General features: G+C 62.0%; 3 protein-coding genes and 1 pseudogene. All 4 read right to left on the bottom strand.

Going from position 1 to position 15346, the window contains the following annotated elements:
* Positions 1-38: 38 nt before the first annotated feature.
* A pseudogene (locus RX972_RS19870) lies at positions 39-12824 on the bottom strand (non-ribosomal peptide synthase/polyketide synthase); the annotation flags it as partial.
* Between the two features lie 132 nt (positions 12825-12956).
* Complete coding sequence (locus RX972_RS19865) at positions 12957-13943, bottom strand: TauD/TfdA family dioxygenase (RefSeq protein ID WP_231675155.1); 987 nt, start codon at positions 13941-13943, stop codon at positions 12957-12959.
* A gap of 14 nt (positions 13944-13957) precedes the next feature.
* The gene (locus RX972_RS19860) at positions 13958-14692 is read right to left on the bottom strand and encodes a thioesterase II family protein (protein WP_122708424.1); all 735 of its coding nucleotides are present in this window, start codon (positions 14690-14692) and stop codon (positions 13958-13960) included.
* Between the two features lie 3 nt (positions 14693-14695).
* Positions 14696-14914: an MbtH family protein gene (locus tag RX972_RS19855; RefSeq protein WP_122708425.1), complete on the bottom strand. Its 219-nt coding sequence runs from the start codon at positions 14912-14914 to the stop codon at positions 14696-14698.
* Positions 14915-15346: the final 432 nt, after the last annotated feature.

The following is a 15346-nucleotide window of genomic DNA, read 5'->3' as shown; positions in this document are numbered from 1 at the left end:
AACTCGCCCAGCAACTCGTCCATCAGGTCCAGATCAACCTGTTTATTTTGCGCAGCGTCAGGCTGAGCCTGCAGGTGAGCGGCCAACGCCTGGATGGAGCTCAATTCGAACAATCGGTGCAGCGGCAACTCCACATTCAGACGCTTGCGCAGGGTCATGCCGACCTGAGTGAGGAGCAGCGAGTGCCCGCCCAGTTCGAAGAAGTCGTCAGTGATGCCGACCTTTTCGATCCCCAGCACGCTCTGCCAGATATCAACCAGTTGCTGCTCAAGCTCAGTGCCCGGCGCGACATAACCACGCGGGCTGGAAGCGAATTCCGGTGCCGGCAAGGCCTTGCGGTCCAGCTTGCCGTTAGGCGACAGCGGCATGGCGGACAGCACTAGAATCTGCGCAGGCACCATGTATTCCGGCAGGTGCTCCAGCAGTTCACGGCGCAGGCTCTCGCTGTCGTTGCCTTCAGTGCCATGAACCACCACATAGCCCACCAGTTGCTTGCCTTGCGGCGTGTCGCGGGCAATCACCACGGCCTCTTCGACCGATTCCAGCCCTTGCAGGCGGGCTTCGATTTCACCCAGTTCGATACGCAATCCGCGGATCTTCACTTGATGATCGATACGCCCGACGTATTCGATGGCGCCGTCTGCGCGCCAGCGAGCCAGGTCGCCGGTACGGTACAGGCGCTCGCCCGACGTGAAGGGGTCGGCCACGAAACGCTCGGCGGTCAGCCCCGGACGCAGGTGATAACCCCGCGCCAGGCCCACGCCGCCGATGTACAACTCGCCCGCTACACCTTGCGGCACGGGCTCCAGGAACGCATCAAGGATGTACAGCCGCAGGTTGTCGATAGGTCGGCCAATCGGTACCTGATGCCGATCATTTTCTTCATCGCAGGCCCAGTAACTGACGTCGATGGCCGCTTCGGTCGGGCCATAAAGATTGTGCAGTTGTGCACTGTGGCGCTGGCGGAACTGCTGTTGCAGCTCGTAAGGCAGCGCCTCGCCGCTGCACATCACCTGTTTCAGTGACGGGCAGTGTTCCAGCTCGCCGGAGATGACAAAGGCTTGCAGCATCGACGGCACAAAGTGCAGCACGCTGACCTGACCTTCGTTGATCACACGACGCAATTCCAGCGGGTCGCGATGCGCTCCGGGTTCTGCCACCACCAGCGCAGCGCCGGTCAGTAACGGCCAGAAGAACTCCCAGACCGACACGTCGAAACTGAACGGGGTCTTTTGCAGGATGCGGTCGGTGTGATCCAGCTGATAAGCCTTCTGCATCCAGTGCAAACGGTTGATCAGCGCCGCATGGCTGTTGCCTGCACCCTTGGGTTTGCCGGTGGAGCCGGAGGTGTAAATCAGATACGCCAGGTTTTGCGGGCTGCCCAGGGTTGGTAGATCGCTGGCGGCCAGCGCCTGCAACTCAGGCCACTGGCTGTCCAGGCAGAAGATCTGCGCGGCACTGGCGGGCAGTTGCTCAAGCAAGTGCTGCTGGGTCAGCAACAGTTGCACACCGCTGTCGCCAAGCATGTGTTCCAGACGTTCACGCGGGTAGTCCGGGTCCATCGGCACGTAAGCACCACCGGCCTTGACGATGGCCAGCAAGGCCAGCACCAGTTCCAGCGAACGCTCGGCGCACACACCGACCAGCGAGTCCGGGCCTACACCCTGCTCGCGCAGCCAGCGAGCCAGTTGGTTGGCGCGTGCGTTGAGTTCGCGGTAGCTCAGTTGCTGATTGCCGAACTGCACGGCCAAAGCATCGGGCGTTGCAGCGACTTGCTGTTCGATCAGGCTTTGCAGTTGCACCTGATCAGGGAAGTCAGCAGCGGTGTCGTTCCAGCCGTGGAGCAACTGTTCGCGCTCAGTCGCGGCCAGCATCGGCAAGTGCGCCACTGCTTGCTCGGCGCTGCCACAAAAGCTCAGCAGCAGGCACTCGAAATGCTCACGCAGACGCTCGACCTGGCTGGCGCAGAAGCGCTCGGACCGGTAGCCGTAACGCACATCCAGGCACTCACCGGCACTGGCGACCAGGGTCAGCGCGTAGTTGGTGGAGTCCACCGGCTGATGACCGAGGATACGCAGGCCGTCTTCACCTGCCGTCGAATGCGTGAGTGCGGCATCCATTGGGAAGTTCTCGAACACCAGAATGCTGTCGAACAACGCCTGACCACCACGCCCGGCCCAGCGCTGAATGTCGTACAGCGGGCTGTGTTCGAACTCGCGCACCTCCAGGTTGTAGGCCTGCAATTCACGCAGCCAGTCACCCAGTGACTGAGCGGCCTGCGGTTGCTGGACGATGGGCAGGGTATTGATGAACAGCCCGAGCATGTCCTCGGCACCCGGTAGATTTCCCGGACGCCCGGCCACAGTGGCCCCGAAGGCTACCCGCGACCGACCGCTGTAGCGTTGCAGCAGCAACAGCCACGCCCCTTGCAACAGGGTATTGAGGGTCACGCGCTGTTGCTGGGCAAACTGCTGCAAACGCTGACTGGCGACGGCATCGAACTGGCTGCGCACCTCGCGCGTCGGTTCCACGACATAGCTGCCCGCGCAGGCAGTCGCCAACAGCGTCGGCTCGTCAAAACCCGCCAGACGCTGACGCCAGAAGCGCTCACCGAGGCTGGCATCCTGCACCTGCAACCACGCGATGTAATCACGGTAACGGCCCGCTACCGGCGGCAGGCTGCTGCCCTGATAAGCGGCCAGCACTTCACCGATCAAGCGGGCGCTGCTCCAGCCGTCCAGCAACAGGTGATGACAGGTCCACAGCAAGTGGAAGCGCCGCTCACCGAGACGTACCAGTGCCAGACGCTGCAAGGGCGGACGCGTCAGGTCAAAGCCGCGTTGCCGCTGACTGTCAGCCAATGCGTCGAGCGCTGCCCGGTCGGTGCTGCGCTCGCGCCAGTCGAAATGCTCCACCGGCAGTTCGGCGTGGCGCAACACGAACTGCAACGGCACTTCAAGGCCTTCAGTCAGGAAGCCACTGCGCAGCGTGGCATGGCGACTCAGAACCTGCTGCCAGGCCGCCACGAAGCGGGCTTCGTCGAGGTTGTCCAGGTCCACGCGCAGTTGGTTGACGTAGAGCGCCGAGCCCGGCACATCAAGGGCGTGGAACAGCATGCCCTGCTGCATCGGAGCCAGCGGATACAGGTCTTCCAGGTTGCTGGCGTCGACTGGCAAGCTGTCCAGCATGGCCTGATCCAGGCCCGCCAGTGGTACGTCACTCGGGGTCAACGCCGGAGCGGCTTGCAGACAGTGCTGCAACAAACCTTGAAGCTCTGCCTGCAGCACGCTCAACAATTGATCGATCAGTGCGGCGTCGAACATCTCGCGGCTGTAATGCAACTCCAACTGCAGACAACCGCCGAGCACTTTGCCGTTGAACACCAGCCAATTGCCCAATTGCGCGTCATCGGCATGGCTGCGGCCGACCGACTCTTTGGCCGGGAGGAATGCCGAATCAGTGAACTGCTGGTCGAACTGCCCCAGGTAATTGAAGGTTACTCGTGCTGGCGGCAGCTCTTGTAACTGCGCCCCCAGTGGGCTGAGGTAGCGCAGCAAGCCGTAACCGATGCCGGCACGTGGCACGCCACGCAACTGCTCTTTGATGGCTTTCAACGATGCAGCGGCATCGCCTTGAGGGCTAAGGCGCACAGGGTAAAGACTGGTGAACCAGCCCACGCTGCGGCTCAGGTCCAGTGCCGCATGCTGATCAAAAGCATCTCGGCCATGACCTTCCAGTTCGATCAGAGCCTGTTCGGCACCGCTCCAACTGCACAGCGCACGGGCCAGTGCGGTAAGTAACAGGTCGTTGATCTGGGTGCGGTACGCCTGCTGAGCCGGGCCAAGCAGTTGCCGGGTAGCTTCGCTGTCCAGGCTGAAACTCGCCTGCGCAGCTTCACGCCAAGTGGTCCGGGCATCGCTACGCGTCTGCGGCAACGCCGGAGCGTCTTGCAACTGCGCCTGCCAGTACCCCAGTTCGGCGTGCAACTCGGCGCTGTTGGCGAAGGCATGCTGACGCTGGGTCCAGGCCTGATAGCTGTCACTTTTAACCAGTTGCGCCGGAGCCTTGCCTGCCAGTAATTGACGGTAGGCGCTTTCGAGGTCTTCCAGCAGCACCCGCCACGACACACCGTCTACCGCCAGGTGATGAATAACCAGTAACAGGCGCTCGCTGCCATCTTCCAGGCTGACATGCATTGCTCGCAGCAACGGGCCTGCGTTCAGGTCAAGGCTGCGTTGCGCCTGGTCACACAGGCGTTCCAGAGTCTGCTCATCACTGGCACGGCGACGCCACAGCAGCGTCAGGTCCAGCAAACCCGGCTCGGCATAGACCTGCCGCACAGGCTGGGTGTGACTGTCGAAGCGCAAGCGCAGGCTGTCGTGCTGACCGAGCAACCAGTGAAGCGCACGCGTCAGGTTGTCCAGGTCCAGCGGCGATTTGGGCTGCAGCAAGATTGCCTGGTTCCAGTGATTGCGTTGATCACTGTGAACACGCTCGAAGAACCGCGCCTGCACCGGCGCCAACGGCAACTCGCCACTGACGGCCACCGCAGCTGCGGCTGCTGTCGCCACCGGTTTGGCCGGGCCGCGACTTTCCAGCCACTGCGCCAGTTGGCGGACGCTTTGACGCTCGAAGAGCTGTTTGGGGCTGAGTTTGTAACCCAGCTTGCGAATGCGCGAAATGATTTGCAGGCTGAGAATCGAGTCGCCGCCCAGTTCGAAGAAGTTGTCTTCGGCACGCACCGCTTCGATCTTCAGCACGGCTTGCCAGATGTCGGCCAACTGGCTTTCCAGTTCGCTCATCGCCGTTTCCTGCGCACTGCCAGCCTCCACCACCGGGCCACGCGGCAGCGCCTGGCGATCAACCTTGCCGTTGGCAGTCAATGGAATGCTCGGCAGCAGCATCAACTGTGCAGGCAGCATGTATTCCGGGACTTGCTCCGCCAGTGCCTGACGCAGGCTTTCAGCGTTACCAGCACTGCTGACGCACCATGCCAACAGGCGCAATGGCCCCTCGGCTTCGCGCTCGGCCAGTACCAGCGCGGCACTGACGCCGGGCAGCGCTTTCAGGGCCTGGGTAATTTCCCCCAGCTCAACCCGGTAACCGCGAATCTTGACCTGCTCATCGAGACGTCCGAGGAACTCGATCAGGCCGTCATGGCGCAGGCGCACGCGGTCACCGCTGCGGTACAGACGCTTACCGTCGATGTGCACAAAATACTCGGCGCTCAACTCAGGCTGGCTCAGGTAGCCATCAGCCAACCCGGCACCTCCAATCAACAACTCACCCGGCACGCCAACCGGCAACGGGTTGCGGTACTCGTCGACAATCCGCACGTGGCAGTTGGGCAATGGTCGACCGATTGCCAGCGCGCCCAACGGCAGTTCGGCGTCATGCGTCAGTTCATGGGTCAAGACACCAACCGTCGCTTCGCTCGGGCCATAGTGATTGACGATGCGGCAAGCCGGTGCCAGCTCCCGCACCTGTTGCAACAGACTGCGGTCGCACGCTTCGCCGCCCACTATCAGCAGTTGACGCGGCAGCAGACGGGCTTCGGGCAGTGCGGCGAGCAAACCGCTGAGATGACCGGGAACAATTTTCAGTACATCCACCGCATGCTGTTGCATGAAGGCGGCAAAACATTCGGCATCCGCTACATCATCCTGGCTGGCCAGACACAGGCGGCCACCGGAGCACAGCGCCCCGAACAGCGTGGTGTTGCCCAGGTCAGCGGCCACGGATGAGACCATCGCCATGCCCTGCCCGGGCTGCAGATCCAGACGTGCCTGAATACCTTGAACGTAGTTGGCCAATGCGCCGTGGCTGACCACCACGCCCTTGGGTTGTCCGGTCGAGCCGGAGGTAAAAATCACGTAGGCTGCGTTGGTAACATCGACAGGCAGTGACAGTGCGGCGTCGGAGAAACCGTTCTCGCTGCCAGCATCGACCAACAGTGCCGCATCGCCGAAGCTGGTCAGCCGCGCAGGATCACCGAGCAACACACAGCGTGCGTCGCTCTCGACCACCAGACGTTGCAGTCGCGCCAGCGGCAGCGCCGGGTCCAGTGGCACGTACGCCGCCCCCGCCTTCATGACGCTCAACAACATCAGCACCCACTGGCTGCTGCGCGCCTGACACAGCGCCACGCGGTCGCCCGGTTGCACACCGGCAGCCTGCAAGCGGTGCGCCAGCCGATTGCTCGCGGCATCAAGCTGGGCATAACTCAACTGACCATCCCAGGCCTGCACGGCAATCGCCTCTGGCCGTGTCACGACCTGAGCGGCGAACCCGGCCAACACATCGCTGAACGGCCACTCCTGCAGTTCGCCGCGCAACTCGGCAGCCTCGCCCAATACCGCCAGCGGCAGCTCGGACAACGGACATGCCGGTGCTTCGCAGAGACGGACGAGCAACTGGCGGAAGGTCTGCGCGATGGCCGCCACGCTTGGTGCATCAAACAAGTCGCTGGCATAGACAAAGCTGCCGCGCAGCACATTGTCCTGCCCTTCGGCCATGTCCAGCGCGAGGTCGAACCGTGCGCCGTATTGCTCTTCACTGAACAGCTCAAGCCGCAGGTCGCCGGCATTCGGCAGGACGCTCACATCGAAGCCGAAGTTGAACTTCACCTGCACCAACGGGTTATGCGCCAGGCTGCGTTCGGGCTGCAAGGCTTCTACCAGTTGTTCGAACGGCAAGTCCTGATTGGCCTGGGCGCCGAGTGCCAGTTGACGGGTTTCGGCGAGCAGCGCAGCAAAGCTGGCTGAGTCGTCTATGTGGCACGGCATGACCTGAGTGTTGACGAAGAAGCCGATGAGGCCTTCGGTTTCCATCTGCTGCCGACTGGCCACCGGCACCGCAATACGCAGGTCACGCTGACCGCTGTAGCCCCTCAGCAAGACACCGTAAGCGGCCAGCAGCAGCATGAACAACGTCACGTCATGCGCTTTGGCCAACGCCTTGAGGTGAGTACCAAGCTCGCCGTCCAGTTCAAAGCCCAGGCTTGCGCCACGGTAGCTTTGTACGGCAGGGCGCGGACGATCGGTCGCCAGTTCGAGCACGATCTGGTCAGTGCCCAGCCGCTCCTTCCACCAGGCAAGCTGCCGCGCGCCCTCGGCGCTGGCCAATAGCTCGCGTTGCCACTGGGCATAGTCGGCGTATTGAACCGACAACGGAGCCAGAACCGGTTCGCGCTGCGCCGTGAATGCGCCATAAAGCTCGCTGAACTCATTGACCAGTACCCGGATCGACCAGCCATCGGAGACCATGTGGTGCATGGTCAACAGCAACACGTGGTGATCGTCACCCAAACGAATGAGGCTTAGACGCAGCAACGGTCCCTGGCGTAAATCGAAGGGTTGCATCGCTTCGGTTGCCGCCAACTGTCGTGCTTGCAGTTCAGCATCAACGACGCCAGACAGGTCGTGTTCGACCAGCGGCAAAGCTTGCGCAGGTTCGATGACCTGAAATGGATGGCCGTCGATTTCGTCGAAACGAGTACGCAGGGTCTCGTGACGCTGTACCAGCGCTTCGAAAGCGCGACGCAGCGCGGCAAGATCCAGCGCACCGCGCAAACGCAGCGCGCCGGGCACGTTGTAGGCCGCGCTTTGCGGTTCCATCTGCCAGAAGAACCACAGGCGGCTCTGAGCGGCTGACAGCGGCATCGCGCCATTGCGCGGCAGGGCTCGCAGCACTGAGTGGGTGCTGACCGAGACATCCTGGGCAGCCAGTCGCGCCGCGAACTCGTTCAACCGTGAGCATTCGAACAGGGTACGCAACGGGCACTCCAGGCCCAGGTCACGCTTGATCCGCGACACTACCTGAGTCGCCAGAAGCGAGTGCCCACCCAGATCGAAGAAATCATCCTGACGACCGACACGCGCCACGCCGAGCACCTCACTCCAGATCGCAGCGACCTGGCATTCGATGCCGTCCAGTGGCGCAACGAATTCGGCACCCTGCCCTTGCGGTTCCGGCAGCGCGTTGCGGTCCAGCTTGCCGTTGATGTTCAGCGGCAGGCTGTCGAGCAACAGAATGTGTGCAGGCACCATGTAGTCCGGCACCTGATCGCGCAGGGCCGTTTTCAAGCTGTCGGTACTCAATGGCTGACCGCTTACGGCAACTACGTAGCCCACCAGTTGCAGGCCCTGCACCGACTCACGGGCGCATACCGCCGCCGCATGAACGCCCGGCAGCGCTTGCAGGCGCGCTTCGATTTCCCCCGGCTCGATCCGGAAGCCACGAATTTTCACCTGTTGGTCGACACGCCCCAAATAGTCCATGGCGTTGTCTTCACGCAGTCGAACCCGGTCACCGGTCCGGTACAAACGGCCGCCAGCAGCGCTGAACGGATCAGCAATAAAACGCTCGGCGGTCATTGCCGGACGCTGGTGATAACCCCGCGCCAAGCCTTCACCGCCGATGTACAGCTCACCTGCGACGCCACGTGGCAGAGGCTGCAACTGATCATCGAGCACATACAGGCGACGCGCGCCGACCACTTCGCCAATCGGCGCATACGCCGCGCCGCACTGGGCGCTGGCATCGGCCTTCCACAAGAGAGGCGTGACCACTGTTTCTGTCGGGCCATAGCCATTGATCAGATGTTCAGCCTTGAGGTGCCGCCGAGCAAGTTCGAAACTGGCTTCGGGCACGGCGTCGCCGCCAAAGCAATAGATCCGCATGCTCGGCACAGGACCTTGGCGAGCGGCCTCCTCGGCCAACTGCAACAGATAAGCCGGAGGGAAAGCCGCCACGCTCACCGAATGGTCACGCAGTTGATTCAGGGTTTGCTCGGCGGTCCACAGCTCGTCACCACGAATCAACACACTGGCCCCGTGCGACAGCGCCGTCAGCCAGCGCTCGTGAGCACCGTCGAACGCAAAGGACATGAAAATCAGCTCACGGTCGGCAGCGCTCATCGCATAACGCTGACCAATCGCCTGGCAATGCATGGCGATTTCACCGTGGGCGACCGCCACCCCTTTTGGCTGGCCAGTCGAACCCGAGGTGTAGATCAGGTACGCGAGGTTTTGCGTCTCGACGGTGACTGCCGGGCGCTGCGTCGATTCGCGGGTCAGGTCCAGTCGATCAAGCTCCAGACTCAGCACCCCGTCCGGCAGAGACAACCGGTCGCGCAAGCTGCTGTGGGTCAGTACCCAGTGAATACCGGCGTCCTGTATCAACCACGTCAGACGTTCACGCGGGTAGTCGATATCCAGCGGTACATAGGCGCCCCCGGCTTTCATGACCGCCAGCAGGGCCAGAGGGATTTCCACTCCACGCGGCAGGGCCACACCGACGCGTACTTCGGCGCCAATGCCTTGGGCGATGAGGTGATTCGCCAGTGCGTTGGAACGCGTTTCCAACTGGGTAAAACTGAGCTGATGCTGCGGATCAATCAGGGCTGGGCGGTCGCCCAGCGCCAGACACTGCTCGGCAATCCGTTCGCTCAGCGGGGTAAAAGCCTGCACTGGCCAATCGGCGGTGTCATGCCATTCGCTTTCGGGCAGCCATGCCGAGGCTTGCAGCGGCTGATCAGCAGGCTGCTGCAGCAGGGTTTGCAGCAGGCGCCGGAAGTTACTCGCCAGACGCTGCATGCCTGCGGCGGCATAGCCCTCGCTGGCATAGCAGAAGTTCAAACGCAGGCCATCATGGCTTTCACGCACACGCAACACCAGATCGAACGGCGTTTGCAGGTCGATCTGCTCCAGCGCGTCGACCTGCAAGCCGCTGAGGTTGTCCGCGGCACGGGTTTGCCACTGATAATCGAAGGCCACCTGGCACAGCGGATGACGGCCGTGACCACGCTCCGGGTGCAAGGCCTCCACCAATTGTTCGAACGGCAAAGACTGATGCGCCTGCGCCTGCAGCACGTTGTCTCGCACCTGATGCAGCAGGTCTGCCAGGGTAAGACCCGCAGGCAGTTCGCAACGCAAAACCAGCAGATTAACAAAGAAACCTACCAACGCTTCGCTGTCCAGACTTTCGCGTCCCGCCTGGGTCAGGCCCACGCGCAAGTCGTGGGTTGCGCTGTAGCGCTGCAACAACAGATTGAAGGCGGCCAGCAGCAGCATTGCCGGGGTAACGCCATGGCGCAGTGCCAACTGGCCGAGTCTGGCACTCAAATCAGCGCCCAGTTCATCGTCAATGAACGCGGCACGGCGGCTTTGCTGTGGCTGGTAAGGCAAGGCAAAAGGCAGCTCCAGCGGCACATGCCGGGTGCCGAGGCGCTCTTTCCACCACTGCAACTGACGCTCGCCCTCACCGGCTTGCAGTTGCTGGCGCTGGGCCTCGGCGACGTCCAGGTATTGGCGTGACAAGGGCGCGATAGTGGCTTCACGACCTTGCAGACGGGCACTGTACAGCTCGGTGAATTCCCCGAGCAGCAGGTTCAGCGACCAGCCATCGGCCACGATGTGATGCACACACAGCAACAGCTGCTGGCGGTCAGTGTCCAGCTGCTGCAAACGCAGACGCAGCAACGGACCGTTGGCCAGATCGAAGGGCTCAGCGATAAAACGCTCGGCATCGGCACGGGCTTCGATTTCAAGCTCGGCGTCGGCTAGGGAACCGAGGTTGACCTCGCTGAGCGGGACCGCACCGGGCGCGGCAAACTGCAGCGTTACCTCGCCGTTTTCGGACTCGACAAAACGACTGCGAAGCACTTCATGCCGTTGCAACAAGGCCGTAAAAGCCTCCTGCAATACAGCCAGATTAAGCTGACCACGCAGCCGCAAGCGGCCGCCAATGTTGTACACGGCGCTGTGTGGTTCGAGCTTCCACAGGAACCACAAACGCTGCTGGGCAGCAGATGGCAGCAATGGACCCTGACGGTCGAGCAGCGCGACGGGGACGACCGAGTGCTGTGGCTGGCTGTCCAGCGCGGCGACGAAAGCGTCCAGTTGTGGCGCCTCGAACAACAGGCGCAACTCCACTGCGCGACCTTCGCGTTCACGCAGTCGAGCCATCAGTTGCGCGGCCTTGATCGAGTTACCGCCCAAGGCAAAGAAGTTAGCTTCACGCTGCGTCACAGGCGCATCCAGTACCTGCGCCCACAGCTCGGCCATGGCCTGCTCGGCAGCGCTGAGCGGCGTATTGTCCTGCTTCGAGTCGTCGAGCATCTGCCCGGCACGCTGTACGGCATAGCTGGCGACACTGCCGTCGGCCAGACCCTGGCGACAGGCTGAGCGTTGCAGTTTGCCGCTGGACGTTTTTGGCAAGGCACCCGGCTCAAGCAGCGCGATCAACACAGGGACTTCCTGAAAACGCTCTGCCACAGCCTCACTGATGGCCTTGATCAACGCCTCGGCAGGCACCAGCTTGCGCACGCTGCGGCCGATTTCTGCCGCGATGCCAATCCCTTCATTGCCATCATGCTCAATGGCGAACGCCGAAACGCGGCCCTTGCGCACCACGTCCACTTCTTCTTCAACGCAGCGTTCGAGATCCTGCGGGTACAGATTCTGGCCACGAATAATGATCATGTCTTTCAGGCGACCGGTGATGAACAACTCACCGCCGTGCATGAAACCCAGGTCGCCGGTGCGCAGCCAGACACGGCCGTCACGCTCGATGAAGCTCTTGGCGGTGGCTTGTGGGTTGCGCCAGTAGCCGCTGGCCACGCTCGGGCCAGAGCTCCAGACTTCGCCGACACCGCCCTCCGCTACTGGCTCAGTGCTGACCGGATCAACCAGCATCAACGGATGCTGTGGCTGGCCCCAGCCACAGCTGACCAGACGGCTGCCGGAGCCCGGGCGACCGAGGTTATCGGCCAGCGCGCGGGTATCCACCTCAATCTGGGCAATACCTTGACCACGCCGACTGCCGCTGACGAACAACGTGGCTTCCGCCAGGCCGTAACTGGCGAACCAGGCGTCTTCGTCGAATCCGGCCACGGCAAACTGGCTGGCAAAGCGTTCCAGCGTGTCGGGCCGGATCGGCTCGGAGCCGGAATACGCAAGTCGCCAGCAGCTCAGGTCGAGGCTTTTAAACGCGGATTCCTTGAGTCGCTCGCAGCACAGACGATAGGCAAAGTCAGGGCCGCCGCTGATGGTCCCCCGGTACTTGCTGATCGCTTCGAGCCAGCGCTGCGGCCGTTCGAGAAAGTAACGGGGCGACATCAATACGCAGGGAAAGCCGCTGTAGATCGGTTGCAGCAGACCGCCAATCAGGCCCATGTCATGGAACAGTGGCAGCCAGCTGACCATCACATCGTCATCGCTAATCGACAGCCCGTGGCGAATCAGCCGCTCATTGGCCAACAGGTTGCCCTGAGTGACCTGTACCCCCTTGGGAGTCGACGTGGAGCCAGAGGTGTATTGCAGAAAGGCGATGTCGTCGTCACGCAGCGTCGGTAGTTGCCATTGTTCGGCCAGCGCGCTCGGCACCTGATCGACCGCCAGCAGCAGTGGCGACTCACCGTTGCTACGCTCGCAGGCTGGGCGCAGAGCCTCGATCAGAGTCGAATCGGTCAGTACCAGGCTCGGCTCGGCATCGTCGAGAATAGCGCGCAGGCGCATCAAATGCTGCGGGCGTACCGATTCTGGCGGATAGGCCGGAACGGCAATAATGTTCGCATAGAGGCAAGCGAAAAAAGCGGTGACGTAATCTGGACCACTCGGCAGCAACAACACCGCCCGCGCTCCCGAAGCGGCATGCTGGCGCATCTGTACAGCCAGGGCTCGTGCACGCTCGTCCAGCTCCCGGTAACTGAGCGGTTGATCGCCGTCTTCGGCTATGAAACGCAGTGCGATCTTTTCAGGTGTCTGGGAGGCACGCTGCTGCAACACCTCAACCAGGTTGACGGCTTCGTAGGGGTCATTCATGGCATCACCTGTTATGGACGACGGGCAGTGGCCCGCCCGCCGGGGCAGTTCTGAAAAAAGAAAAAAGCCGCGTCAGCCTTGCCTCAAGCGCTGAAGAGCCAGCGCTAAAAAGCTGACGTGGTAATCAACGCGTCAGGAAAGCGTGCTGACTTGATGACCTTCAGCCATAGCCACCACTACTTTGCGCGGTCCGCTGAACGGCGAGCGGGCGTGGGCAGCCAGCATGTTGTCGAGCATCAGGACGTCGCCGCTGTACCACGGGAAAACCACTTTGGTTTCCTCCAGCACACCGCGCACTTCATCGAGCAGCGAATCTTCGATAGGGCTGCCGTCGCCGTAGTACACATTGCGCGGCAAGTCCTCCTCGTCGACCACCTCCAGCAGGTTTTCCCGTACTTCCTGTGGCAGGTTGGAGATGTGAAACAGGTGCGCCTGGTTGAACCAGACCCACTCCGCAGTGCGCGGATGACGCGCCACCGCCTGGCAGAGTTGGCGCGTGCGCAGTTCGCCGTCGTCTTTCCACTCGCACTCGATACAGTGCTGACGGCAGTAGGCTTCGACTTCCTGCTGGTTATCGGTGTTGAACACTTGTTCCCACGACACATCCAGACCGTTGCCGAAATTGCGCACATACATCAGGCCGCGTTCGGTGAAGCGCTCGCGAATAGCCTGCGGCACACGCCGATAGACCTCGCGGCTGTCCGCCACTGGGGTTTCACCGCCGACCAGCGCGGCCTGCACGCAATAGAACCAGATTCTCATCGGCCATTCGCGGGTGTAGGCCTGCTCGTTGTGCAGCGGAATGTGCTGATGGGCCGGATACTCGGTGGACGTATAAACACCGGAGGTCACATTGCTGCGCGGCGTTGAACCGAACTCGTAGTTGAGCAGCGGATGACCAAAGCCTGCCGCGAACTCTCTGAAGCGCTCCGCACCGCCGACGTGAAAACCACGCAGCAACAGGCCGCCGCACTTTTCCAGGCGCTCGGTGCTCAACACGCGCAAATCGGCGAGCGCATCCTGCAGATCAATGCCTTCGTGGCGCGCCTGGACCAACAACGGCAGGTCGCCGCGAACGCCGGGCAATGTCTCAAAGGTAAACAGTTGACTGGAATCCATCGCGCATTCTCCGCTCAAGCCGTGACCGGCTGTTGCACTGGCCCGACTGGCTGCAGGCGCTCGACCATCAGCTCGAGCAGGTGCGCTTCATGGGCATTGATAAAAAAGTGGTCGCCGTCAAACATCTCCAGGGAGAAGCCTTCAGCGGTTTCGTTCTGCCACGCCGACAAAGCCTCTACCGACATGCGGTCCTGCTTGCCGCCAAACACATGAATCGGGCTAATGAGCAATGCCCGGCGGTCATAGCGATAACGGCCACACAAGAGAAAATCGGCGCGCAGTACCGGCAGAGTCAGGAGCAGCATTTCCGGGTCCGCGAACACCGCCTCGTCGGTTCCGCCCAACTGACGCAAACGGGCCAGCAACTGCTCATCGCTCTGCTCTGCCTGCAAGTCAGTGTGGTATTCACGGTGGGCGGGAGCCGGTGCGCCGGAGACGAACAGCGCGCGCGCAGGCGGTGCACCCTTGCGCCGCAAGGCGTGAGCCAACTCAAAAGCGAGCAACGCTCCCAGGCTGTGACCGAACAGGACGTAAGGCAGATCAAGGCGACCTTCCAGTTCGACGGCAAGCTGCGCCACCAGCGCTGGCATATCGGTTTGCAGCGGCTCGTTAAAACGTCGGCCACGACCGGGCAACTCAAGCGGACAGACTTCTATCCATGCTGGCAGCGAGCGACGCCAGCGCAGATAAACCATGGCGCTGGCACCGGAGTAAGGCAGACAGAACAGTCGCAGGGCAGGACGCTGCATGGCTTAACGCGCCTCCGTCTGCCCGTCCATCTTTTGCCGCAGGCTCAGGGGCCGCATGTCGGTCCAGACCTGCTCGACGTAGGCCAGGCAGTCAGCCTTGCTGCCCTGCTTGCCCGCCTCACGCCAGCCGGCCGGCACGGCCTTGTAGTCGGGCCACAGCGAATACTGTTCTTGCTGATTGATCAGAACCTTGTACAGCGCGTCTTCGCGATCAAATGCCATCGGACTTACTCTCCTGTCGCCAGCGAATAGAACGGTAGAAGGCCTTTTACGTCGGCCTTCTTACCTGCTTTCCAATAAGACGAAGGGGGGATGAGAATAATTATGATTAAGTGAGAGATTGTTTCAGCCTGTGCCGCAGCCGGCATTGCACCGTGCTGCGGGTGTTGTTGCGACGGACGATCAGCGCAGCGTGCCGAGCAAGCGCGCGACCCGCTCCCGAGCCAGTTCCGGTGTCGAGGCATCAACGGGCAATGCTGGCCCGGCCATCCGCGCGTTCATCTCAAGGGCTTTGGCGGGATCTCGTAGGACCGGCCGGGCATATCACTAAAACCCAGACAACAAAGCCCGCACCAGGCGTAATGCTGTTCACTTAAGCATTTGAGTCCAAGCCGGGCTTTATAGAGAATCCGATGTCAGACCCCCGGCATCGGA

Source organism: Pseudomonas syringae group sp. J309-1 (assembly GCF_032582135.1).
In the GTDB taxonomy this organism is placed as follows: Bacteria; Pseudomonadota; Gammaproteobacteria; order Pseudomonadales; family Pseudomonadaceae; genus Aquipseudomonas; species Aquipseudomonas quasicaspiana.
This window is presented reverse-complemented; position numbering and strand designations above follow the sequence as displayed.

Bases quoted from the DNA above. Each gene is read 5' to 3' on its own strand.
- RX972_RS19865 (WP_231675155.1), bottom strand. From the start codon at position 13,943: ATGGATTCCAGTCAACTGTTTACCTTTGAGACATTGCCCGGCGTTCGC.
- RX972_RS19855 (WP_122708425.1), bottom strand. From the start codon at position 14,914: ATGGCATTTGATCGCGAAGACGCGCTGTACAAGGTTCTGATCAATCAG.
- RX972_RS19860 (WP_122708424.1), bottom strand. From the start codon at position 14,692: ATGCAGCGTCCTGCCCTGCGACTGTTCTGTCTGCCTTACTCCGGTGCC.